The sequence below is a fragment of the Cryobacterium sp. W22_MBD10_FK3 genome, assembly GCF_052113745.1.
Classification (GTDB): Bacteria; Actinomycetota; Actinomycetes; order Actinomycetales; family Microbacteriaceae; genus Cryobacterium.
In genome coordinates this window covers 19,449-42,666 of record NZ_JBGQOH010000011.1, presented here as the reverse complement: position 1 = coordinate 42,666, position 23,218 = coordinate 19,449, and the positions used below count along the sequence as shown (strand labels likewise).

19 protein-coding genes and 1 tRNA gene are annotated in these 23,218 nt (G+C 70.4%); 6 read left to right on the top strand and 14 right to left on the bottom strand.

The window, feature by feature from the left end:
- Position 1: 1 nt before the first annotated feature.
- Together ACEN2M_RS11840 and ACEN2M_RS11835 are read left to right on the top strand one after the other, a co-directional pair.
- Complete coding sequence (locus ACEN2M_RS11840; RefSeq protein ID WP_441648329.1) at positions 2-1,195, top strand: acyl-CoA dehydrogenase family protein; 1,194 nt, start codon at positions 2-4, stop codon at positions 1,193-1,195.
- A gap of 67 nt (positions 1,196-1,262) precedes the next feature.
- Entirely contained in the window at positions 1,263-2,804 is a 1,542-nt protein-coding gene (locus ACEN2M_RS11835; RefSeq protein ID WP_441648328.1) for a threonine/serine ThrE exporter family protein, read from the top strand.
- A gap of 66 nt (positions 2,805-2,870) precedes the next feature.
- Here ACEN2M_RS11835 and ACEN2M_RS11830 read toward each other — a convergent pair whose 3' ends face one another.
- The 8 genes from ACEN2M_RS11830 to galU form a co-directional block, all read right to left on the bottom strand.
- A complete protein-coding gene (locus ACEN2M_RS11830) occupies positions 2,871-3,116 on the bottom strand; it encodes a hypothetical protein (RefSeq protein ID WP_441648327.1) in 246 nt (81 codons plus the stop codon).
- Positions 3,117-3,531: 415 nt separating this feature from the next.
- Positions 3,532-4,668, bottom strand: coding sequence for a baeRF11 domain-containing protein (locus ACEN2M_RS11825; RefSeq protein WP_441648326.1), 1,137 nt, complete (start codon positions 4,666-4,668; stop codon positions 3,532-3,534).
- Positions 4,669-4,740: 72 nt separating this feature from the next.
- On the bottom strand, positions 4,741-5,592 hold the full coding sequence (locus ACEN2M_RS11820) for a hypothetical protein (protein WP_441648325.1): 852 nt from the start codon (positions 5,590-5,592) through the stop codon (positions 4,741-4,743).
- A gap of 113 nt (positions 5,593-5,705) precedes the next feature.
- Complete coding sequence (locus tag ACEN2M_RS11815) at positions 5,706-6,119, bottom strand: ankyrin repeat domain-containing protein (RefSeq protein WP_441648324.1); 414 nt, start codon at positions 6,117-6,119, stop codon at positions 5,706-5,708.
- A gap of 191 nt (positions 6,120-6,310) precedes the next feature.
- A tRNA-Ala gene (locus tag ACEN2M_RS11810) sits at positions 6,311-6,386 on the bottom strand.
- 54 nt (positions 6,387-6,440) lie between these two features.
- Positions 6,441-7,421 carry a hypothetical protein gene (locus tag ACEN2M_RS11805; RefSeq protein WP_441648323.1) on the bottom strand — a complete coding sequence of 327 codons (981 nt, stop codon included), beginning with the start codon at positions 7,419-7,421 and terminating at the stop codon, positions 6,441-6,443.
- Positions 7,422-7,475: 54 nt separating this feature from the next.
- Positions 7,476-8,132 (bottom strand): GNAT family N-acetyltransferase, encoded by a 657-nt coding sequence (locus ACEN2M_RS11800; RefSeq protein WP_441648322.1) that lies wholly within the window; start codon positions 8,130-8,132, stop codon positions 7,476-7,478.
- Between the two features lie 62 nt (positions 8,133-8,194).
- Complete coding sequence (gene galU, locus ACEN2M_RS11795) at positions 8,195-9,088, bottom strand: UTP--glucose-1-phosphate uridylyltransferase GalU (RefSeq protein WP_441648321.1); 894 nt, start codon at positions 9,086-9,088, stop codon at positions 8,195-8,197.
- 51 nt (positions 9,089-9,139) lie between these two features.
- On the opposite strand from galU, the gene ACEN2M_RS11790 reads away from it, so the two are divergent.
- The 3 genes from ACEN2M_RS11790 (at position 9,140) to mscL (ending at position 10,757) form a co-directional block, all read left to right on the top strand.
- Positions 9,140-9,718: a 5-formyltetrahydrofolate cyclo-ligase gene (locus ACEN2M_RS11790; RefSeq protein WP_441648320.1), complete on the top strand. Its 579-nt coding sequence runs from the start codon at positions 9,140-9,142 to the stop codon at positions 9,716-9,718.
- 67 nt (positions 9,719-9,785) lie between these two features.
- Positions 9,786-10,154: an FmdB family zinc ribbon protein gene (locus ACEN2M_RS11785; protein ID WP_441648319.1), complete on the top strand. Its 369-nt coding sequence runs from the start codon at positions 9,786-9,788 to the stop codon at positions 10,152-10,154.
- A gap of 102 nt (positions 10,155-10,256) precedes the next feature.
- The gene (mscL, locus tag ACEN2M_RS11780) at positions 10,257-10,757 is read left to right on the top strand and encodes a large conductance mechanosensitive channel protein MscL (RefSeq protein ID WP_441648318.1); all 501 of its coding nucleotides are present in this window, start codon (positions 10,257-10,259) and stop codon (positions 10,755-10,757) included.
- Positions 10,758-10,954: 197 nt separating this feature from the next.
- Here the strand turns inward: mscL and ACEN2M_RS11775 are convergent, their stop codons facing one another.
- The 4 genes from ACEN2M_RS11775 to ACEN2M_RS11760 all read right to left on the bottom strand — a co-directional run bounded on the left by ACEN2M_RS11775 (position 10,955) and on the right by ACEN2M_RS11760 (position 16,748).
- Positions 10,955-11,224: a hypothetical protein gene (locus tag ACEN2M_RS11775; RefSeq protein WP_441648317.1), complete on the bottom strand. Its 270-nt coding sequence runs from the start codon at positions 11,222-11,224 to the stop codon at positions 10,955-10,957.
- Positions 11,217-14,909, bottom strand: coding sequence for an AAA family ATPase (locus ACEN2M_RS11770; protein ID WP_441648316.1), 3,693 nt, complete (start codon positions 14,907-14,909; stop codon positions 11,217-11,219). Before ACEN2M_RS11770 ends, ACEN2M_RS11775 begins: the two co-directional genes overlap by 8 nt.
- 155 nt (positions 14,910-15,064) lie before the next feature.
- Positions 15,065-16,081, bottom strand: coding sequence for a magnesium and cobalt transport protein CorA (locus ACEN2M_RS11765; RefSeq protein WP_441648315.1), 1,017 nt, complete (start codon positions 16,079-16,081; stop codon positions 15,065-15,067).
- Between the two features lie 64 nt (positions 16,082-16,145).
- Positions 16,146-16,748, bottom strand: a complete 603-nt coding sequence (locus ACEN2M_RS11760) for a hypothetical protein (RefSeq protein ID WP_441648314.1) — start codon at positions 16,746-16,748, stop codon at positions 16,146-16,148.
- Between the two features lie 135 nt (positions 16,749-16,883).
- Here ACEN2M_RS11760 and ACEN2M_RS11755 point away from each other — a divergent pair, with 135 nt between their 5' ends.
- Complete coding sequence (locus ACEN2M_RS11755) at positions 16,884-17,609, top strand: 4'-phosphopantetheinyl transferase family protein (protein ID WP_441648313.1); 726 nt, start codon at positions 16,884-16,886, stop codon at positions 17,607-17,609.
- Between the two features lie 251 nt (positions 17,610-17,860).
- Here ACEN2M_RS11755 and ACEN2M_RS11750 read toward each other — a convergent pair whose 3' ends face one another.
- Both ACEN2M_RS11750 and ACEN2M_RS11745 read right to left on the bottom strand, forming a co-directional pair.
- Positions 17,861-19,219 (bottom strand): M1 family metallopeptidase, encoded by a 1,359-nt coding sequence (locus tag ACEN2M_RS11750; RefSeq protein ID WP_441648312.1) that lies wholly within the window; start codon positions 19,217-19,219, stop codon positions 17,861-17,863.
- A 5-nt stretch (positions 19,220-19,224) separates the two neighbouring features.
- Complete coding sequence (locus ACEN2M_RS11745) at positions 19,225-23,133, bottom strand: Pls/PosA family non-ribosomal peptide synthetase (protein WP_441648386.1); 3,909 nt, start codon at positions 23,131-23,133, stop codon at positions 19,225-19,227.
- Positions 23,134-23,218: the final 85 nt, after the last annotated feature.

Sequence of the window (23,218 nt, the reverse complement as noted above, 5' to 3'; positions counted from 1 at the left end):
TGTGACCGAGTTTTCGCGCCCCGCAGCGCCCTCCCCCGCCGCCCCGGCGGCCGTGCTCGACGACGCCCTGCTCGGCCGCATCCGGTCCCGTGCCGCCGCCCACGACGCCGCCAATACCTTCCCGTTCGACGACATCACGGAGCTCGCCGAGGCCGGTTACCTTCGCGCCCTGGTGCCCACCCGGTTCGGCGGTTTGGGCCTCACCCTGCCGCAGCTGGCCACCGAGCAGGCCCGGTTGGCTGCGCACGCGCCGGCCACGGCCCTCGCCGTGAACATGCACCTGGTCTGGACCGGTGTCGCCAAGGCCATGTCCGACCGGGGCGACGCTGCCCTCGAGTTCGTGCTCACCGAAGCCGCGCAGGGCGCAATCTTCGGTTTCGGGGTCAGCGAGCCCGGCAACGACCTGGTGCTGTTCGGTTCGTCGACAAACGCCGTGCCGCACCCGGACGGCGGCTACAGCTTCACGGGAACCAAGGTCTTCACCTCGCTCTCCCCGGTCTGGACCCAGCTGGGCACCATGGGCCTGGACAGTTCCGACCCGGACCGGCCGCTGATCGTGTGGGCGTTCCTGGACCGCACCCACCCCGGCATCACCCGGAAGGACGACTGGGACACCCTCGGCATGCGCGGCAGCCAGAGCCAGACCACCCTGCTCGACGGCGCCTACGCGCCAGCCGACCGGGTGGTGCGCGCCCTGCCACCCGGCCCGGTCAACGACCCGCTGATCTTCGGTATCTTCGCCACCTTCGAGATCCTGCTCTCGGCCGTGTACACAGGCATCGCCGAGCGGGCCCTGGAGCTCGGCGTGCAGGCCGCAAAACGGCGCCGCTCGGCCAAAAACGACGGCCGTGCGCTCGCGCAGGATCCCGACATCCGCCGCCGCATCGCCGAGGCGGCCCTGCTGCTGGACGCGATCCACCCGCAGATCCAGGCGCTCGCCCGCGACGTCGACGCCCTCGCCGACCACGGCTCGTTCTGGTTCGCCAAGCTCGCCGGTCTCAAACATCGCAGCGTGGAGAGCGCCAGGCAGGTCGTGGACCTGATGCTGCGTGTGAACGGCGGAGCCAGCTACTTCGCCGGCGATGAACTCGGCCGGCTCTACCGGGACGTGCTGGCCGGGTTGTTCCACCCGTCCAACGCCGATTCCGCCCACGCCACCGTCGCGACAGCCTGGCTCGGCCCCCTCGATGTCTGAGCAGCCGCGCACGTTCCCTCCCCGCATCACCGATCCCCGAAGTGTTGAAGTTGTCCAGTTGACTACCGTGCCCGAATCCACCCCACCGGCAACCACCGAGCCGATGCCGGTCGCCGCCGGTCCGGTGACTGCTCCGGTGCCCAGGCAGCCGTATCGGGCTCCGCACCCCACCACCCCGCGCCCGGTCACCACGAGCATCCCGATCCTGCGGGCCGACGCCAGCGGCATCGCCGCCGTACGGGCCTACGAGGATGCACCGAGCACCTCCACCATCGCGGTCCCGGTCATCGACATTGCCGCGTACACCCGGTCGGTGCTCGACCTCACCATGCGGCTGGCCGAAGTGATCTTCGCCTCCGGCGCCGGCGCCGAAGACGCCACGGCAGCGATGCTCGCGCTGACCCGCGCTTACGGCCTGCGCGGCACCGAGGCGAACATCACCCACACGATCATCACGCTCACCCACGAAGACCAGTCCACCCACGAGTCCATCTCGCGCAGCCGGGACGTGAAGTACCGCACCCTCAACTACGCCAAGCTCACCGCCACGTCGGAGCTGATCGCCGATCTGATCGACGAACCCACCGATGTTCCGGAGGCCCGCAAGCGCCTGGCGACGATCGTGTCGTCGAAGCCGCAGGTGTCTCTGCTGTACCGCCGGATCGGCTGGAGCCTGGTCGGCGCCGGCGCGGCGGCGCTCATCGGCGGTGGCCCGACCGTGATCATCGCCGCTTTCGTGGCCGGTATCGTGATCGACTTCCTCACCACGGCGCTCGACAGACGCCGCGTGCCGCTGTTCTACCAGACCGTCGTCGGCGGCGCCGTCGGGCCGATCTTCGCCGCTATCGTGCGGCTGATCGACCCCTCCGCCAGCCCGTCACTCGTCGTGGTAGCCACCATCATCATGCTCCTGGCCGGGGTGACCACCTTCGGCGCGGTGCACGACACCCTGTCCGGGTTTTACCTCACCGGCACGGCCCGGCTCATCGAAGCCCTCCTCATCACCGGCGGCCTGGTCGCCGGAGTCGCCGGTTCCTCGCTGGTGCTGGTCAGGTTCGGGCTCGACCTGGGGATCAGCGCGGATGTGACCCCCACCCTGGGTGTCGTCGCCATCCAGCTCGTCGCCGCGGTGGTCATCGTGGCCGGCTTCGCGCTGGGCACCCAGGTGCCGTGGCGGGCGTTCTGGGTGGTCTGCCTGCTCGGCGCCGTGGCCGAGGCGGTCTACCTGGGCGTCAGCAATGCCGGTTTCGGGCTGGTCTGGTCCTCCGGCGCCGCGGCGATGGGTGCCGGGCTCCTGGCCGCCGTCGGCGCGCGCATCGTGCGCACCCCTCCCCTGGTGATCATCGTCTGCGCCCTGGTGCCGCTGGTGCCGGGTCTGGCGCTGTTCCGCGGGCTCCTGCAGATGTCCGACGGTGACATCAACGGGCTGCTCAACCTGCTCACCGCCGGCGCGATCGCGGTGGCCCTGGCGGCCAGCGCCATCCTGGCCCAGCTGATCGTGCAGTACGTCTGGGGCCCCGGCCGCAGCCTGCAACGTCGATTCGTGGGGCCGCTGATGGCACTGCCCGTGCGGCTGAGCCGAAGCACCAAGCCGGGCGCCCGCATCTAGCCCGGCACCACCGAAACTCCGGCGGCAGCGCATCCCGCGCGGCCGCCGGAGTCCTGTGTCGAGCGGCTAGTTGGGAACTTCCCCCTCGGTGGTCTCGTCCGAGACCTCCTCGTCGACGAACCGGTACGGAATGGGTTCCTCGGTCTCCCGCCCCTTCCGGTAGGTGCGGGTGATCGTCTGGCCGTCCTCGACGGCCTCGAGCACCACCACATCCTGGTACCCACCGTTGGCGAAGTGCAACTCGATTTCGGTGCCGGACCCGATCACGTTCGGACCGAATAGCACTGCTTTGTACGTTTCCTGTGCGCTCATGATCTCCCGGCTCTCCGTACGACGTCTCGTCCCAGTGACGAGGCGCCTCATCGCAGACAGCCTACGTCGACACCTCCGAAAGGCACAGGGCCAGCCCGGGCCCCCAATCGGGCGGTCACCGGGCACCCGCAGCGCCTGAAGATGCCCTTTCTCCGGAACCCGCGTAGGGTCAGATCATCGGTGCCACTCGGGCTCAGGTCGAAGGAGTACACATGGCTGACAAATCACCCAAGAAGGATGCGACCAAGAAGGTCGCCGGCAAGTCGCTCAAGGAAAAGCGCGCCGACAAGCAGCTCAAGTCCGCTGAGACCGAGAAGGCTCGCAAGCGCTAACTCGCTTCCAGCCGGTCGCTTGACGCCCGGATTCACGACTCACCGGTGTCGCCTGCCTGCAGGCGGCACCGGTTTTTTGGTCGTCAGACCATGAACCGCACCCCCGCGGCCACCGCGCCGCCGCCGGGCATGTCGTCGGATCGCACCGCAAAGATCTCCGCCCCCGACAACAGTGCCCGCCGCAGAATCTCGTCGACGACACCGTAGCTCACGGCGTCTTCGGAATCGCTCAGGGTGACGGCGCCGCTCTCCTCGTCCACCAACCCAGGCACGCTCTGGTCGATGTCCACGAAGAGGGTCTCCACCGCACCGTAGGTGGCTGCCCGCGCCACGTCGCTGAGGTCGGTGACGGCGCGGCCGTGCGCGGCCCTGCGGGCCATCCGGTCAACCAGCTCGGTCAGTTGGGCGGCGTACAGCTCGTCCAGAATGCGTCGTGCCGCCCGGCCGAGGTCCTCGTCCGGGGTCTCCTCCGGGTTGCCGGCGATGATGCCGTCGGTGAGGTTCGGGTAGCTGTTCACCGACCTGTAGATACCGGCGAGCGGCTCCGCGGCGGCCAGGATCAGCGGCAGGTCGAGGCCGCTGAGCACCGGACGCAACGCCCGGTCGATCGCGCGGGCGTACTGGCGCATCCGCACCTTCTGGCCCTCACCGCCCTGGATGCGCCCACCCATGATGTGGCTGTCCTGCGTGCGGCCGTTGATCGACGGCAGGCCCACAGCGTCGGCCACGTCGCTGGGCAGCCCGGGCACCGACACCGCATACACCGGGCTTTCCGCGCTGATCTCCAGCAGCCGCACGGAGTTCTGCGCGAGCGCGAGCACGAACGCGGCCTGCGGGAAGGTGACCGCGCGCAACAGCGGCTTGAGGTAGAACCGGTCGGACACCTCGATGGCACCGCTGAGCCGGTTGGGCAGCCGAAAGGTGCGCACACTGTCTGGGGTGGCGAAGACGGCGAGGCTGTACGAGAGGGACCGCCAGAAATCGGAGTCCCCGATGAGGTCGTCGAGGGTCTCCTGCAGCTCCTCGATAACACCCTTCTCGGCCCCGGCGTCGCGCAGCTGCTGCACGGCCTCGGTCAGCCGGTTCTTCAGTTCCACCCTGGCCTTGTCCGAGTCCTGCGGCAGCGGGGTGGTGCTCAGGTAGATCGAGACGCACGGATGTTTGCGCACCGCTGCGAGGGTGTCGACGTCGTCTCTGGTGGGTATGTCGGTGTGCAGCACGGCAGGAGCTCCTTCGGTCCGGGTGCCCACGTGCCGCCCCCGCTCGACCGTGAGCCTGTTGTGCGGCCCACTCTATCCACTCGGCTCGCTTCTCATAAGGGCAGCCACGGCGGCCTCACCGCGGATCGCCGCGAGCATCGTCAGGATCTCGTCGACGAGCTGGGCGGTCACTCCGGAGCACACGATGCTGTGCGGTCCCACGGCGCCCAGACCGTCGGCACGCACCCGGATCACCGCCCAGCCCACCTCGGCCAGGGCCGCATCCTTCTCCAGGTCAGAGACCTCTTTGAGGCCGCGGTGCGAGGTCTTGTCGCGTCCGGGCGAGTCGTACTCGATCGCCACCCTGAGCGCGGGAATGATGATGTCCGGCCACACCTCCGGTTTGCCGTAGAAGGTGCGGCTGATGCGGATCGCGTTCACCCGGTGCGGCAGCCGGATGCGTTCGCCCAGCAGCATCCGCAGCTTCTGCTCGGCCTGCGAGGTGCGCGTTTTCAGCCCGGGTTTCATGAACGGCACCCCGCCTTCGAACCGGGCGGCCGGCGCCTGCGCGTTCTTCTGGCACTTCGGGCAGCCAGGCCCGGTGAGGGCCTCCCGCACGGGCGCCCGGTACCGGGAGTGCCCCCGAGTGCAGATCCACTCGTAGTCGACCCCGATACGGGTCTCCTGGGCCAAGGCTGCCCGACCGGGCGGAGCTACACGGCGAAGCAGCTGCTCCCGGCTGCGCTTGGTCTCGGCCAGCAGCATGCAGAGCGGGCAATCCCGCTGCAGGGTGACGCGGGCGTCCGCGGCATCCGCCCCGTGCCCGCACCTGAACCGCACCGCGATGCCGCCGGTACCGGCAGCGTCGCCTGTGTCGTTTGTGTCGCCTGTGCCGCCTGTGCCGCCTGTGCCGCCGCTACCCACTGTGTCCGGGTTCTCGTCCATCCGCATCCGCCCCTCGCCGCCTGTGCCCTCTAACTTCAGGTGCCGTCACGCTAACAACGACCGACGACATCGGGTCAGCTTCGTTCACCGCACGGTGACTCAGCCCCAGCGGGTCAGGCGCCGGTGTGGGTTTCGAGTACCTCGCGCATGCGGGGCAGGGCGAACTGGTCGGCGATCTGGATGCCGGAGTGGCTGCCGAGATCCGGATCGGCGCCGGCCGTCAGCAGGTCGAGCAGGATCGGCTCGTTGTTCCGGAACACGGCACAGGCCAGGGCGGTCTGCCCCATGCCGTTCACCACGCTGGTGTCGGCGCCGCGGCGCAGCAGCTCCTGCACGGTGTCGCGGTGCTGAGCATACGCGGCCACGATGAGCAGGCTGTCGCCGCGGGCGTTGACCAGGTCGAGGGGCACCCCGGCGTCGAGCATCTCACCGAGCGGGCCGGTCCGGCCGTCCCTGGCCAGGTCGAAGACTCCCTCGACGACGGCGGCGGGCGGCGTGGCCGCCGGCTGGTCCTGATGCGCTGTCATGGTTCTCTCCGGTTGTCTCGAACACCGGAGCCGCCGGGCTCCGCGGCCCGCCGGCCCCGGCACTGACCCCAATCCTAACCATCCGCAGCGGCCGGATTCCGGCATCCGCTGCCCGCCTGGTCACGAATGGCAGCGGATGCCGTGAAACACAGAAGGACCGCAGCCCGGGGGCCGCGGTCCTTCTGTTTCAGTGGTGGAGCTAAGGAGATTCGAACTCCTGACCTTCTCATTGCGAACGAGACGCGCTACCAACTGCGCCATAGCCCCAGACTGCGTATTTACAATATCACGCGAGCGCGAGCGGTCCGAACCGTCGCACCGTCAGCCGACGGCGCGGCGACGGCGCAGCACGTCGTCAAGGTCGGTCATGCCCGGCTCGGTGTCGCCGATGATGCCCATGTTGGCGAATTTGCTCGGCACCGTCTGCGGGGCGGCCTTCGCCGCGGCGGCGCGGGCCACCGGGCGGGTGATCGGGGTGACCTCCGACGGGGCGATGGCCTCGGCCATCGCCGCGGCGCGGCGCTGCAGCTCGGCCTCGGTGGCGGCCTGGCGCAACTGGGCAGCGGCATCCACCGACGCCATCGCGGCCTGCGCGATCGATCCCGGCGACAGGTGCAGGGGCTTGGGCAGCGGCTGCGGGGTCCACGGCGTGGGCTGCGCCACGGGGGCCTCGTCGAAATGCACAGGCTCGAAGCGCTGACCGGATGCGGGCGCGCGGCGGCCGGCGGAGGCGGCATCGGCGCCGGCGGCGACACGTGGTGCCCGGGCGGACCGGCTGACAGTGTTCAGGCGGCCGAGGGTGGTCACGGCGGTCACGGCGGCGACCAGGCCGCCGGCCAGCAGTGTCCAGATGCCCGCTGAGAGCATGGTGACGCCCACAACCGTGAACACCAGGCCCACCACCAGCAACAGGGTGGAGAGGGCGCGCATGGCGCGCAGGCGCTTGGCCTTGCCGGCCGGGGTGAGGGTTTTGGGTCGGGCGGCTGCGGCGCGCAGCACCGCCGCACGCCGGGCGGCCGTGGCGGCGTCGCCGGCGGCCTTCGACGCGATCCGGGCGTCTTCCTCCGCTTGAGCGAGGATCTTGCGTTGGGCGGACACACCGCGCGCGTTGGTCTCCACGCGTACCTCCTGGGGGATTTCGGACGTCTCGGCCAGGATCCGCAGGGTCTGCTGCAGGCGCACGGCGTTGCGTTCGGTGGCGAGATACTGCCGGCGTCTCGCCCATGTCGGCATGAGGTACGTCACCCAGAGCGCGGCGGCAACGGCCACCATCACTCCCCCACCCAGGACTTCGCTACTCATGCTCCCTAACGTATGAGTCGCAGCGCCATCCGTGCCTGATTACCGGGGGGTGTGTCACTTGTCCACCGGCAACGGATGCGCGGCGGCGGCCCTGTCGTACTCGTTCACGGTCGCGTTGCCCGGCGGCACCTGGCCGTCCTGCCAGCGTCGCAGCACCCCGGTGCGCACCTCCTCGGCCACCAGGCCGAACGCGAAGTGGTCGCGCCAGGCGCCGTTGATGTGGATGAACCGGCGGCGGAGCCCCTCGTAGCGGAAGCCGAGCTTCTCCACCACCCGCAACGACGGTGCGTTCTCCGGCCGGATGCAGATCTCCATCCGGTGCAGGCCGAGCTGCGCGAAGCAGTAGTCGGTGGCGAGGGCGACGGCGATCGGGGTGATCGAACGGCCGGCGAATTCCTCGCCGACCCAGTAGCCGATGGATGCGCTGGAGAGCGACCCCCAGGTGATCGACGACACGTTCAGCTGGCCGGCCAGCTCCCCGTTGTACTCCACCAGGAATGGCAGACCGCTGCCCGTGCGCGAATGCGCGAGCAGGCTGCGGATGCTGGCCCTGGTGTCGAACGACATCGGGGCATACGGGCTGGTGGCCTCCCAGGTGCGCAACCAGGACCGGTTGGCCATGAGCTCACGCTCGAGAGCCCTGGCGTCGCGCAACCTGATCGGACGCAGGGTCACGGCACCCTCGCGGAGGGTAGGGATCGCGGTCGGCACGAAGAGCCCGTCTGGTTGGGGGCCGAAGCCCGAGGATGATGCGCAGCTTAGCCCGCGGTGACTCAGTCGAGCGTGGCGGTGAACTCCTTCAACCACGGGCGCAGTTCCACACCGAGGTCGTCGCGGTCCACGGCCAGCTGGATGATGGCCTTGATGTAGTCGAGCCGGTCGCCGGTGTCGTAGCGGCGGCCGCGGAAGATGACGCCGTAGACGCCGCCGGTGGTCTCCGGGGTGACCGCCATCTCCTGCAGGGCGTCGGTGAGCTGGATCTCGTTGCCCTTGCCCGGCTTGGTGTGCTCGAGTACATCGAACACCTCGGGGCGCAGCACGTAGCGGCCGATGATGGCCAGGTTGGACGGGGCATCCTCTGCCGCCGGCTTTTCGACCAGACCGGTGATGCGCACCACGTCGGGGTCGTCGGTCTTCTCGATCGCGGCGGCACCGTAGAGGTGGATCTGCGACGGGTCGACCTCGAGGAGGGCGACGACGCTGGTGTTGCGGGAGATCTGCTCGGCGAGCATCTTGTCGAGCAGCGGGTCGCGGGCGTCGATGATGTCGTCACCGAGCAGCACGGCGAACGGTTCGCGGCCCACGTGCATCTTGGCGCGGAGCACCGCGTGGCCGAGGCCCAGCGGGTCGCCCTGGCGCACGTAGTGCATGTCGGCGAGGTCGGTGGACTCGTTCACCTTGGCGAGACGGTCACGGTCACCCTTCTGGATGAGCACAGCCTCGAGTTCGGTGACCCGGTCGAAGTGGTTCTCCAAGGCGTTCTTGTTGCGGCCGGTGATCATGAGCACATCGGTGAGACCGGCGGCGACGGCCTCTTCAACGACGTACTGGATGGCCGGCTTGTCGACGACGGGCAGCATTTCCTTGGGCATTGCCTTGGTTGCCGGCAAGAACCGGGTTCCCATACCGGCTGCGGGAATAACGGCCTTTGTAATGTGAGTAACCATGGCTTTAGGTTAGCGGCAACCCGTATTGGTTACGCACCTAGGATGACTTGTATGGATTCTGACATCGAGCACCGCAAACGGGCGCTCCGCGCAGACCTCCGGGAGCGCCGCCACACCATGACCGCCGCGGAACGCGACGCAGCGACAGCGGGGTTCACCGAGAACCTGCAGAGCATCGTCACCGACCTCTCCGCCCGGTCGATCACCTGCTACCTCTCCAGCCCCACGGAGCCGAACACCCGCCCGTTCGTGAACTGGGCAGAGGCCAGGGGCATCCGGGTGCTGTTCCCGGTCTCGCGCGACGACGGCCTGCTCGACTGGACCGTCGGCGAGGAGGAAACCGAGGTGCAGGGCCTCTCGGGTGCGCCGGAGCCCAAGGGTGAGCTGCTCGGCCCGATCGCGATCAACGACGTCGACCTGATCATCGTGCCGGCGGCGGCCATCGACCAGACCGGGCTGCGGATGGGCTGGGGTCGTGGGTACTTCGACAAGACTCTCGGGTCGATGGAGAAGTGCCCCCCGGTGTACGCCGTGGTCTTCGACAACGAATACGTCGACGAGGTGCCGCGGGAGGTGCACGACCAGCCCGTGAACGGCCTGGTCACCCCCACCCGCATCGTCGTTTTCTGAACCTGCCCCCGGCTGGCGCATACTAGCCTCAAGCCCAACCGCTCCGCATACAAACCGAAAAGACGCAGTGCCTACCTATTCCTACCGTTGCACCGAGTGCGACACCGCCTTCGATATCCAGCAGGCGTTCACCGACAACACCCTCACCGAGTGCCCCACCTGCGGCGGCAAGCTCCGCAAGGTCTACTCCTCGATCGGCGTGAGCTTCACCGGCTCGGGCTTCTACCGCAACGACTCACGTGCAGACTCGGGCAGCAAGTCCAACTCGTTGTCCGCCGAGAAGAGCGGCAAGAAAGACTCGTCAGCATCCGAATCGTCCTCGGCCAAGCCCGCCGAAAAAAGTAGCGCCCCCGCACCGTCGACCAGCGGATCGTCCTCGAGCGGTTCGAGCTCCTCGTCCAGCTCGACGCCCACGCCGGCACCGAAGGCCAGCTGACCCGACCGGCACGGGGCCGCGGCCCCGCCTCTTCCGGCGCGCGCGCCACAGCCGCTACGATCGAATTGCGCGGCGCCAGCCGCCCCCATAGGAGGTACAACCGTGATCCAAGGCTTCAAGGCATTCATTATGCGGGGCAACGTGATCGACCTCGCGGTCGCCGTCGTCATCGGCGCTGCATTCACCGCCGTCGTCACCGCCATCGTCGAGGGAATCTTCAACCCGCTGATCGGTGCCATCTTCAACGCCGACAGCCTCAAGACCTCGTTCCTGATCGGCCTTCCCGGCGGCGGCAGCCTGGCGTTCGGCCTGGTGCTCGCGGCCATCATCAACTTCCTGCTGATCGCGGCCGTGGTCTACTTCGTCTTCGTCATGCCGATCAACCGGATGAAGGAGGCGCAGGAGCGCCGCCTGGCCGCACAGGCGCCCGCCGGAGTCGAGGAAACGGCCCCGCTCACCGACATCGACCTGTTGAGCGAGATCCGCGACCTGCTCGCCGCCGCCCAGGGTTCCACCGCCCCGGCCGGCCTGTCCGGCACCGCCGCGGCTGTTGCCGCGCCCCGCACTGGTGACGCCACCGACGGCCCCAAGCACACCCTGTAGCCCCCGCCGCGGGATGCATCGCTCCCGCGGAACTCCGGCAAGCACGCCGAGAAGACAGTTGAGGCCACTTACAGGCCCACACACTGACCCCAAGTGACCTCTCGCCGGCATGGGCGCGCGCGAGAAGACAGTTGAGGCCACTCACAGGCCCACACACTGACCCCAAGTGACCTCTCGCCGGCATGGGCGGGGAGGGACTACCAGTGCGGGGGCTTGTCCTGCCGCAGGCGGGCGTCGTTCGCGCTGGTGGAGGAGCCGTTGCCGGCGGTCTGCCCGCCCTCTTCACGGGCGGGCGGCTCCGGGCTGGTGTCGGTGTCAGGCGCTGGAGTCAGGCGGGCCCGGCGGGCTCCGGCCGACTTGACCACCGACTGGCGCGGCTGGGCAGCCCCGGCGTCGCCGGCGGATGCCGCGGGCACCGCCGCGCCCGCGGACCCCGCGGCGCCGTCAGCCGCTGCTCCGTCAGGCACGGTGCGCCGGACCGTCCGACCCTTCGGTCTGGGTGACCCCGGCCAGCGCGGCGACACGGGCGGCCACGGCATCCGGGTTGCTGAACAGTTCGAAGCTGTGCACGCGCAGGTAGTGCCAGCCCAGGCGTCGCAGCACCTCTGGGCGCAGCCGCAGGGACTCCCGGAGGCTGGCCCGGTTGACCACGGCGTCGGTCTCCACGACCACGGCGCGGCCGGCGTGCGACGCGGCCAGGGCGAGCTTGCCGCGGTGCCCGAGCGAGACGGTGAGGCCGCGGCGTTCGAGGCGCCGGGCGAGGTCAACGAGCATGGCTTCGCGGGCATCCGGCACGGGCACCTCGTTGCGGCGGGCCTCGGTCTCGGTGAGCACCTGCGACAGCGCCAGGATGCCGTGCCGCTGGCGGTCGGCGTCGATGTCGGCCGGGCGGAAGCAGGAGACGATGTCCATCGCCCGGCGGGCGCGGGTCATGCCGATGGCGAGCAGGCGTTCGCCGCCGGGTTCGCCGAGCGAACCGAAGTTGCTCAGCAGCCGGCCGTGCGGGGTGCGCCCGTAGCCGATCGAGAAGATCACCCGGTCGCGGCTCTGCGCCACGGCCTGCTCGAGGGTGAGCACTGTGAACGGTTCGGCGCGGTCCTTGAGGATGAAGTCGCTGAGGTCGGTGCGCTTGGCGAACGCGGCCAGCACAGCCTGGTGCACCCGCACGGCGTGCCGGGCGCTGGCGGTGATCACCATCAGCGATTCGCGGGGCCGTTTGACGGCGTGGTCCATGACCAGGTCGACGACCTTCGCGACCTCGGCGTCGACGCTCTCCACGGCGCCGCTGTCCACGTCGGGCATGCCGTGGCCGCCCTTGACGTAGTTGAGGGTGAGGCTGCCGTGGCCGAGGAAGCTGCCCGCCCAGGGCAGCGAGTCGATGCGGCCGCCGTAGAAGCGGTGGTTGACCAGCTCGGCGAGGTCCTCGCCGCCGGCCCGGTAGCTGCGGGTGAGGGTGAGGGTGGGCAGCAGCTCGCCGAGGCGGGCCAGGGCGGAATCCGCGTGCAGCGCATCCACGTTGGTCTCCTGCGGCGTCGGAACGTCGGCCGGCTCCACGATGCCGGTTTCGAATCCGGACGGCGTCTGCGTGACCGGGTCGCCGAACGCCACGACCTGCTTGGCCCGGCGAATGGCGCCCACGTTCTCGGCAAGGGTGGTCGCGCCGGCGTCGACGAGCAGCACGGCGTCGAAGGTCATCTTGTCATCGAGAGCGGCGACCTCATAGGGCGAGGCCAGCCAGACCGGGGCGAGCACGCGGCCCAGGTGCGGGGAGACCTCGTTGATGCGGGCCGGGGTGGCGCGGTCGGCGCGTAGCAGCCGGCGCAGCTGGTCGGCCTCCTCAGGCCAGTCGACGACGCCGATCTTCCAGGTCTCGGCGAGCAGCCAGGCCAGGATCTGCCCGGTGGTGGAGGCGTGGGCCTCGTCGACGAGCTTGAAGTCGGCCTCGAGCCTGTCGAGCACCTGCGTGTTGGCGTTGAGCAGGGCCTTGTCGCCGCCGAGCATGACCTCGAGCACGGACTGCCACCAGGCGAGTTCGAGTTCGGCGGCCACATCCTGCTCCGACACGTGACGCTGGGAGAGGTCGGTCATCAGCGGGTCGAGGTTGTGCTCGCGCAGCGTGGCGAGCAGGGCGGTGCGCTCGTGCAGGTTGGCGAGCACCTCGCTCTCGGCGGCGAGTCCGGACATCATCTTGACGAGTTCGCGGAGCGGCCTGGACACCAGCTGACGCGGGGTGCCGGCGTTGCCGAGCGGCACGTCGAGCTTGCCGAGGTCTTCGGAGACGCGCTGGTAGGCGACGTGCACGTCGTTGATGCCCACGGGCACCTCCGGTGTGACACCGGCCGCGGCGTAACGCTGCCACAGGGTGCGCTGCTGCTGGATGCGCCGCAGGCTCTCGTTCATGTCGCTCACGTGCACACCGGGTCGCAGGTACTCGTCGGCGAGCTTGCGCAGCCGGCGACGGTTCGTCGAGGTCATCTCGGGCGAATCCCGGCGGGCGGAGGTGGCGGCGATCAGTTCGGTGAGTGAGCGGTCGAACACGGCGGGCTGGAACTTGTCCAGCGTCTCGCGGATGTCCAACAGCAGACGCAGGTAGATGCCCAGCTCGTGCACGTTCTCGAACGGGCGTAACCGGGTCTGGCCGACGAGGTGGCCGGCGCGCTCCAGCAGTCGGGGCAGGTCGGTCTGGCTGAGCCGCTTGGCCAGCTCGTGGGAGGCGCCGGCATCCGCGGTGGAGGTGAAGGACGCGCCGTACCACGGCGAGTCGCCGGGGCCGTAGCGGAACTGGCCGAGGACCGCGGCCTTGATCAGGACCGCGGCGGCACTGGACCGGTCGTGGGCGAGACGTTCCAGGGCGACTCGGTCGAGCCGGGCCGTGGTCGACGGCGGCGCGGGCAGTTGGGCGAGCCTGGCGAGTTCACCCAACGCGTCGAGCACCGAGACTCCGAGTGCGGCATCCTTGCGGGTCAACGCGGAACGGTAGTCCAGCAGCACCTTGCGCAGGCGCACGAGGGCGTCGTCCACATCGCCGACGCGCGGCTGGGTGCACTTCTCGTTGCGGGTGATCGACTGGATCAGGTCGCGGCGCAGCGTGCGCGGGGTGACGGCCACGCCGGGCAGGCCCACCTGCACGAGGCGGTGGGCGATGCCGTCGAGGCTGGAGCGGCGGGCGCTGACCACGAGCACGCGCTTGTGCTGGGCGATGAGCGAACCGATGGCGTTGACGATGGTCTGGGTGCCGCCGGTGCCTGGCAGGGTCTTCACGACGAGGGAGTTGCCGGCGCTGATCTGCGCGACGACGTTCTCCTGCTCGGCGTCGGCATCCAGCAGCAGGGTGTCGGTGCCGGGCGGGCGTACGTCTTGGGCGATCGGCAGCACCGGGTTGTAGGCGATCTCGATGGCGCGCTTGGCGGTGGGGTTGCCGGCGACGGCGTCGAGCACCGGATGCGTGAGCTTGTGCGCGTCGGCGGCCATGGCCCGGCCGACGTCGGCGAAGGAGGAGGCCACCAGTCGCGGCACGACGTTGAACCAGGGCAGGTGCGAGGTGAGTCCGCGCAGCCGGTCGATCACCGGTTGCGGCTTGAACGCCCCGTTGGTCACGGCCAGGGCCACGAAGGCGTCGGCGTCGAGGGTGATCTGGAACTGGTCGTGCAGCGCGCGGGCCAGCTCGGGGTTGAGGAACGGTGCGCCCTTGAGCTTCAGCTCGAAGTCGCGGCCGTACCGACGGATGGCCAGGGGCCGCAGCAGCACCGGTGCGGTGAATTCGACGTCGCCGTAGCGCCACTGGGCGAGCCCGATGGCGAGGTGCACCGATTCGATGCCGCGCATCGACCGCAGCTCGATGCCCTTCTGGGTGATCTCGTTGGCGGCCAGGCGCGCGTTCCGCAGCGCCAGCTCGTCGCGGATGAGGTTGGAGAGCAGGGTGGTCTTGCCGGTGATGAACTGGGGCAGACCGCCAGGATGGGTGGCGGAGAGCTCGATGCGCGAGCGTGGGCTGTCACCGAAGTGCAGCAGCGGCGAGTGACCGCCGACGGCGGCGAGTTCGTCGCGCCAGTGTTGCCAGGTCGGTTCGGCGATGTTGCCGGCGACCAGCGCCGGGTCTCCCAGGCTCACCGAGTCCGGGGAGGTCGCGAGACGCGAGTCGGCTGACGGCATGTCGGAGTAATCCGACGCAAAGTCGTCATCTTCTGGTTTTCTATCGAGGCGCCACACACCCACACCCTATTTCTCCGCTGACCGGTTCTCGGGTAGGCCACCCGGTTATTTCCCGCATTCGCAGGTTTCTCTGCGTATTTGGCGGTATTCGGGGCCTAGAGCCAGTCCTTGCGTTTGAACACGGCATACAGCCCAAACCCCATGGCGAACATCAGGGTGATCGCGAACGGGTAGCCGAATTGCCATTTTAGCTCCGGCATGTGGGTGAAATTCATGCCGTAGATCGTTCCGACCAGGGTGGGAGCGAACAAAATCGCCGCCCAACTGGAGATTTTCTTCACTTCTTCGCTCTGTGCCAGCCCGGTCTCGCTCAGCCGGCGGGTCTCGTCGTTCTGCCGCTGCGCGACCAGGGTGCTGTGCACCGTGAGGGCGTTCTGCAGCAGCTGGCGGAAGGCGTCGCCGCGTTCCACCACCCTGATGGTGTGGTCGAGCACGTCGCGCAGGTGCCTGTGCAGTTCCACGTCCACGCCGTGCTTCTCGAAGCCCTCCTGCAGTGACTCGAGCATGCCGATCAGCGGCTGGGTGGCGCGCTGGAACTCGATCACCTCCCGGGAGAGGGCGTAGATGCGTCTGGATACCGCCTGGTCGCCGTCGAAGAGCTGGTCCTCGATCTCGTCGATGTCGTTCTCCAGGCCGGCGACCACCGGCGCGTACTCGTCGATCACCTGGTCGAGGATGGCGTAGAGCACAGCCTGCGGCCCGAAGGCGAGGAGGTCGGGGGTGCTCTCGAGCCGGCGGCGCACCGAGACGAGGTCGGGTGACTCGGCGTGCCGGATGGTCACGACGAAGTCGGGGCCGACGAAGACGTGCAGTTCGCCGAACTCGACCCGTTCCTCCTCGTCGAGGTACCGGGCGGGGCGCAGCACCAGGAACAGGGTGTCGGCGTACCGTTCGATCTTGGCCCGCTGGTGCCCCTTGAGGGCGTCCTCGATGGCGAGGTGGTGCAGGGTGAATTCGTCGGCCACCGACCTGATCTCGTCGTCGGTCGGCCGGTACAGCCCGATCCAGGCGAACCCGGCCTTCTCTTTGAGTACCTCGAAGACCTCCTGCAACGTCTCCGGGGTTGCCACCCGACGGCCATCCACATAGATCGCGTCATCAATCAGCGCCACTGCCGCTCCTTTACTCGCGGTACAAGTGTGGCACCGGCGGAGCCGGCCGACGGACAGAGCCCGGTCAGTGTCGCTGCGGGCCCTCGTGTTTGCGGTAGGTGGGGCTGAACGCCAGCAACACCAGGCCGACGCCGAGCACGCCCTGACCGAGCGCATTGGCGGGGAGGAGGGAGAGGGCTCCGCCGGCCAGGATGAACGCTGCCGGGATCACGCGGTAGACGCGGGCGCGCAGGATGGCGCTGCCCACCAGGATCCAGCCGACGCCGAAGACCGCGGCCGTCAGCAGCAGGCCGAAGGCGTACGACCCGGGCCGCTCGGTGCCGTCGAGCAGGTTCGGCTCGACCCTGCCGAGCGTGGGATGGAGGAAGGCCTGGGTCCAGAACAGACCGCTGAGCAGGATAGTGCCGGTTCCGGCCACGATCGACGCCGAGAAACCGAACTGGCCGATCTGCTTGGCACGGCGCACGTACAGGGAGACCAACGAGAGCATGAGCAGCAGGGCGCCGGCCAGCAGAGCGACCGAACGGATGGCGTAGAGCGGCGTCTGCGCGACCTCGCTGAGCGGGTCGGGAATCAGTCGGAGCGCCTGGTCCAGCAGGGCACCGACGATGAACATCGCACCGGCGGCGAGAGTGGACGGCTTCGCCAGACCTTCGAACCTGTTCACTGCACCCTCACCCACGCGCCTGGAGCCTCGACAGCCCCCGCACGCCGGTGCGTGGAACCGGGCTGATCACGACGATCATTGCACCCGGGATGCCCCCGAACAAGGGCCACGAGCGGCCGGCGCTAGGGTGATGGCGTGCCCGCTGCCTCCTCATCCCGCTCCCACCACGGCCTGCGCGGCATCGATCTGGCCGACACCGTGGTGGTCACCCTGGGCGCCCGGGCGGCGACCCCGGCCGACGACCACCGGGCACTCGCGCAGCTCGTGGCGCGGCTGGCCGGCGTCGGCGTCGCATCCGTGTCGCTGCAGCAGCGGTGCCCGCACTGCGGCGCTGCCGATCACGGTGCGCTCCGGGTGCACCTCGTCGGGCAGCCGGATGCCACCGCCACCGCCACCGTGCGCGTGAGTCTCGCCCGGGCGGGCGGGCGGCTCGCCCTGGCGGTCACGGCCGCCGGCCCCGTGGGCATCGATGTCGAGTCCGTCGCCGCGCTCGGCCGGGCTCCGGTCGACGACGTGCTGCTCTCCCCCGCCGAAGCACAGGCCCTGGCCGGCCGGGATCCGCGCGCGGCCACGGCCGATCTCGCCGTTCTCTGGACCGCCAAGGAGGCGGTGCTCAAGGCCGCCGGCGTGGGCCTCCGGGTCGATCCGCGTGAGCTCACCGTCACCCTGGACCCGGCCGGCGTGGCCGCGGTCGCGGGCTCCCCCGGTCAGCCGACCTTGGCCGACTGGCCGGCCGCGCCGTTCCCGGTGCGGAACGTGCACCTCGTCTCGGTGCCCGCGCCGGTCGGTTCGGTCGCCACGGTCGCCGTCGTGTGCGCCGAGCGGCCGCGGCTGCTGGTGATGCCCGTCGGCGCCCGCTGACCCCGGTGGCGCGCCCCCCGATCCCCGGCGAGCACTTCCCCGGCCGATCCGGCCGCGCACTCTCGGCAGTTCCCGGCGCGCGAGTTGCGCCAGACTGCCCCTTCCCGGCTCGTCAAGGGGAACGTTGCCGCAGCTCGCGGAGGCGGCGGCGCGCGAGTTGCGCCGAAGTGCCCCATCAGGGCCCGGCTAGGGGGATTCTGCCGCGACTCGAGGAGGGGGCTGGACCTCGGACTCGCGGAGGGGGCTGGACCTCAGGGTTCGAGCGGCGCCGCGGCGCCCGGCTGCAGCTGCGGCAGGCTCTTGGCCGACACCCAGCGGGCGATGATCTTGTCGGCGACACCGACACCGGATGCCACGCGGAAGCAGCCGAGCAGGTCGGCGGTGGTGACACTGCCATGCCGGTGGGTGCGGGTGTACGCGCGCAGGGCGGTGAAGAAGGCTTCGTCGCCGATGGCCTGCCGCACGGCGTGCAGGGCCAGGGCCCCGCGTTTGTAGACCCTGTCGTCGAACATGTCGTGCGGGCCCGGATCACCCACGACGATGTTCTTCGGCAGCCGGTCCAGCTCGGCGCGGTGCAGCACGGCGCTCGCGTGGGCGCTGAGGCCACCGCTGGCCTCGCCCCAGATCCACTCCGCGTAACAGGCGAAGCCCTCGTGCAACCAGATGTCGGCCCAGCGGGTGAGGGTTAGGCTGTTGCCGAACCACTGGTGCGCCAGCTCGTGCGCGATCAGCCGGTCGCTGCCGTGCATGCCGTCCACATGGTTCTTGCCGAACACGCCCAGTCCGTGCGCCTCGAGCGGGATCTCCAGGTCGTCGGCGGTGACCACCACCGAATAGGCGGGGAACGGGTACGGGCCGAACGCGGCGCTGAACACGCTGATCATGTCGCCCAGGCGGGCGAAGTCCACGGCCACCTGCCGGGCCAGTGCGGGCGGGTAGAACACACTGTGCGCCACCGGGGCGGCGGTGAGGTCGTGCCGGCGATACCGGCCGATCTGCACGCTGGCCAGGTACGCCGCCATCGGCTCACGCACGTCGAAGGTCCAGGTGGTGCGGCCGGACCGGGTGCTCCTGGCCACGACGGGCCCGTTGCTCACCACCGTGTACGGGGCCTCGCAGGTGAGCTGGATGCGGAAGGTGGCCTTGTCGCTGGGGTGGTCGTTGCAGGGGAACCAGGACGGCGCCCCGCTGGGTTGGCCGGCGACGAGCACACCGTCGGTGAGTTCCTCCCAGCCCACCTCGCCCCAGTGGCTGCGCACCGGATGCGGCGCCCCGCGGTAGCGCACCACAACCTCGAACGGCTCCCCCGCCGCCAGCGCCACGGCGGGAGTGAGCACCAGTTTGCGGGCGGTGTGCGTTGTCTTGACGGGCGCAGCACCGTTGACCGTGACCCTGTCGACACTCAGGCCGGCCAGGTCCAGGCTGAACCGGCCGAGCCCGGTGAGGGCCCGCGCCGTGATCGTGGCGGTCGCGGTCAGCCGGTTGGTGGCGACCCTGTAGTCAAGCTCGAGGTCGTAGTGCTCCACCGTGTACCCGCCGTTGCCGCTGGCGGGGAGGTAGGGGTCTCCCGCGGACGCGGACCCGAAAACGGCGGGCGTGTGCTGCAACATAAGGGTCAAGTCTTCCACGGCGGGCGGTGCCACGCTGCAATCGGGTTGCCCGACCAGAGCGAATCGGTGGGCACCCGCTCGCCGCGCATCACCAGCGAGCCCGGCCCCACGGTGGCGTTGGCGTCGATGCGCGCCGCCGGCAGGATCACACTGTTGGGCCCGAGCGTGCCGCCCGCTCCGATGTGCACGGTGTCCAGCTGCATGATCCGGTCGTGGAACAGGTGGGTCTGCACCACGCAGCCACGATTGACGCTGCTGCCGGCCTCGAGCGTGACCAGGTCGGCTTCGGGCAACCAGTACGACTCGCACCAGACGCCCCGCCCCACGGTGGCGCCCAACGACCGCAGCCACAGGGCGAGCCACGGCGTGCCGGCGGCGTTCTGGGCGAACCAGGGCCTGGCCACCATCTCCACGAAGGTGTCCGACACCTCGTTGCGCCAGATGAACGACGACCAGAGCGGATGCTCGGTGGCCCGGATCCGCCCCACCAGCAGCCACTTCGCAGCCGTGGTCAGCGCGGCCGCCACCGCTCCGGCGACGATCAGCACGAACCCGCAGAGGAGCAGCGCCAGGCCGGGTCCGCCGAACAGCCACAGTGCGTCGAGGAGCACGAGCACCCCGAGCCCTATCCATGCCGAGGCGAACACCGGAATCAGGCGCAGCACCTCCCAGAGCGACCGGGCCAGGCGCAGCCGCGCCGGCGGGTGGAAGGTGCGGGCCTCGTCGATGTCGGTCCCCCGGCGGCGCAGGCGCACCGGCGGGTTGCCCAGCCAGGACGAGCCGCGCTTGGCCTTCCGCGGGGTGGACGACAGCACGGCCACGAGGCCGTCGCGCGGCACCGTGCGGCCGGGGCCGGCGATGCCGCTGTTGCCCAGGAACGCCCGGCGGCCGATCTTGGCACGGCCGATGCGCATCCAGCCGCCGCCCAGCTCGTAGCAGGCGACCATGGTGTCGTCGGCGAGGAACGCGCCCGGCGCGATGGTGGTGAGCGAGGGCACCAGCAGCACCGTGGACGCTTCGACGCCAGGGCCCACCCTGGCGCCGAGCAGCCGCAGCCAGACCGGGGTGAACAGGCTGGCGTAGAGCGGGAAGAGCAGGGTGCGGGCGCCGTCGAGCAGGCGTTCGGTCATCCAGACCTGCCAGCCCACGCGGCTGCGCACCGGGTGGTGCCCCTCGGTCAGGCCCAGGCCGAGCAGGCGCACGGCGCCGATCACCGCGCCGGCGTAGAGCAGCCCGGCGGCGAGCACGGCCGGCGGCACGGCGAGGGCGGCGCGGCCGGCCGCGACGGACAGGGTGCCGGCGTCACCGACGGCCAGACCGATGATGAGCACACCGAGCAGGACCGCGGCGGCCGGGATGGCAGCGAGGGCCACCGAGCCGGCGCCGTAACCGAGCAGCCAGCGGCGAGCGTTGGCCGGTCGTTCGGCGGGCCAGGCGCGGCGCGCGGAGCCGACCCTCGCGGCGGGTGAGCCGGCCCAGCGTTCGCCCCGCGGCACCCGGCCCGAGACGGCGGAGCCCGGTTCGATCTCGGCACCGTCGCCGATCTTCGCGCCACCGAGCAGGGTGCTGCGGGAGCCGATCACGGCCTCCGCGCCGATGCGCACCCGGCCGATGCGCAGGGTGTCCCCGTCGAGCCAGTACCCGGCCAGGTCCACCTCGGGTTCGATGGCGGCGCGCTCGCCGATCGAGAGCAGCCCGGTCACCGGCGGCACCGAGTGCAGGTCGACGCCTGGTTCGATGCGGGCGCCGAGCAGGCGGGCGTAGTAACTGATCCAGGGCGCCCCGGCCAGGCTCGCGGCATCAACGAAGTGCGCCACCTGTTCGGCCAGCCACAACCGCAGGTGCACCGAACCACCGCGCGGATAGTTGCCGGGCTTCACACCCTTCAGCAGCAGCCGGGCGGCGACGACGGAGATGCCCATCTTGCCCAGCGGGGTGACCAGCAGCACAAACCCGGCCAGCACCCACCACCACGACATGGTGGGGGCGAAGGATGCGCCGGCGGCGGCGAGCACATTGTTGGCCGCGGCGAGGTATACCAGCCAGCGAGCGCCCACGAGCAGGTGCAACGGCACGCTGTAGAGACTCTGCAGCAGACCACTGCGGGCCGGGGTGGGCAGCACCTGCCGGGTGGCCCTGGCCACCGGCGGGATGCGCCCGTCGAGTTCGTCGGCGAGGGCGCCGATCCGCGGGTGGTCGTAGATGTCGCTGATCCGGGTGTCCGGGTAGCGCTCCCGGATCGCGGAGACGAACTGGGCGGCCGAGAGGGATCCGCCGCCGTAGGCGAAGAAGTCGCTGTCGGCGTCGGCGACGGGCAGGCCGAGAATCGCGGCCCAGTGTTCGGCGAGCCAGGCGGCGGTCGCACTGAGCGCATCCGTGTCGGCCGGGCCAGCCCCGGCCAGGCTGGGCAGCGGCCAGGGCAGCGCGGCGCGGTCGACCTTGCCGGAGGTGCGGGTGGGGATCGACTCCACCAGGGTGAGCAGCGGCACGAGGGCGGCGGGCAACGCCTCCCGGAGTGCCGCGGTGGCGGCGGGCAGGTCGAAGGCGGCGGCCGGGTCGGCCACGGAGAGGTAGCCCACCAGCACCTGGTTGCCGGCCGGGGTGGTCTGCACGACAGCGGCGGCGCCGGCCACGCCGGGCAGCGCCTGCAAGGCGGCGTCGATCTCGCCGAGTTCGATGCGCCGGCCGCCGAGCTTGATCTGGTCGTCGGCGCGGCCCACGAACACCAGGCCCTCGGGGTCGAAGCGCACCAGGTCGCCGCTGCGGTAGGCGCGCTCCCAGCCGAGCCCGGCGTGCGGGGCGTACTTCACCGCATCCTGCTTTGCGTCGAGGTAGCGGGCCAGGCCGACCCCGCCGATGATCAGTTCGCCGGTCTCGCCGGCGCGCACCCGGTTGCCGGCCGGGTCGACCACGGCCAGGCTCCAGCCGTCCAGCGGCAGGCCGATGCGCACGGGGTCGCTGCCGTCGAGCAGGGCGCCGCAGGCCACGACGGTTGCCTCGGTCGGGCCGTAGGTGTTCCACACCTCCCGGCCGCGGGCACTGATGCGGGCGGCGAGTTCGGGCGGGCAGGCCTCGCCGCCGAAGATCACCAGGCGCACGTTCTCCAGCGCCTCCTCGGGCCAGAGGGCGGCGAGGGTGGGCACCGTGGAGACCACGGTGATGCCGTGCGCGATCAGCCAGGGGCCGAGGTCGGCGCCGCTCCGCACCAGCGAGCGGGGCGCGGGCACCAGGCAGGCCCCGTTCCGCCAGGCCAGCCACATCTCCTCGCAGGAGGCGTCGAACGCGACCGACAGCCCGGCCAGCACCCGGTCACCCGGCGCGATCGGCTCGCCGGCCAGGAACAGGCCGGCCTCCGCGTCGACGAACGCCGCCGCGGACCGGTGCGTCACCGCCACGCCCTTGGGCACCCCGGTGGAGCCGGAGGTGAAGATGATCCAGGCGTCGTCGCTGGGGCTGGGCATCGGTTCGCCCCAGTGCGCCAGCGACGGGTCCTCCTCCGCCGACAGCGGCCGTTCGGTGAGCACCCCGGCGTCCAGGCCCTCGCGCACCGTGAAGACACCGCCGGCGCCGATCACGCCCACCACCCTGGCCTCGCCGAAGACCAGCCGGGCGCGTTCCTCGGGATCGTCCGCATCGACGGGCACGTAGGCGGCGCCCACTGTGAGGGCGGCGAGGATCGACAGGTAGAGGTCGCGGGTGCCCGACGGTATGCGGATGCCGACGGTGTCGCCGCGGCGCACGCCCGCCCGGCTCAGCCGCACGGCCTGCTCGTTGACCAGCCGAACCAGGCGGCGGTAGCTCAGCGCGCCGGCGGCGTCTTCGAGGGCGAGGGCGGTGGGGTGCTCCTCGGCGGTGGCCAGCAGGATGTCGACCAGGGTGCGCTGCGGATGCACCAGATGGCCGGCATCCAGCACGGCCTGCTCGTGTGCCGGCTCGTACGGGTCTGAGATCGAGGTGACCGCAGCTGTGGTGGCGGGCGTCGAGACCGTGTGGGCCAGT

What these genes read in the sequence shown, in the direction of transcription:
- ACEN2M_RS11830 (WP_441648327.1), bottom strand. Translation starts at nt 3,116, where the DNA reads ATGAGCGCACAGGAAACGTACAAAGCAGTGCTATTCGGTCCGAACGTG.
- ACEN2M_RS11820 (WP_441648325.1), bottom strand. Translation starts at nt 5,592, where the DNA reads ATGGACGAGAACCCGGACACAGTGGGTAGCGGCGGCACAGGCGGCACA.
- ACEN2M_RS11815 (WP_441648324.1), bottom strand. Translation starts at nt 6,119, where the DNA reads ATGACAGCGCATCAGGACCAGCCGGCGGCCACGCCGCCCGCCGCCGTC.
- ACEN2M_RS11805 (WP_441648323.1), bottom strand. Translation starts at nt 7,421, where the DNA reads ATGAGTAGCGAAGTCCTGGGTGGGGGAGTGATGGTGGCCGTTGCCGCC.
- galU (WP_441648321.1), bottom strand. Translation starts at nt 9,088, where the DNA reads ATGGTTACTCACATTACAAAGGCCGTTATTCCCGCAGCCGGTATGGGA.
- ACEN2M_RS11790 (WP_441648320.1), top strand. Translation starts at nt 9,140, where the DNA reads ATGGATTCTGACATCGAGCACCGCAAACGGGCGCTCCGCGCAGACCTC.
- ACEN2M_RS11770 (WP_441648316.1), bottom strand. Translation starts at nt 14,909, where the DNA reads ATGCCGTCAGCCGACTCGCGTCTCGCGACCTCCCCGGACTCGGTGAGC.
- ACEN2M_RS11750 (WP_441648312.1), bottom strand. Translation starts at nt 19,219, where the DNA reads ATGTTGCAGCACACGCCCGCCGTTTTCGGGTCCGCGTCCGCGGGAGAC.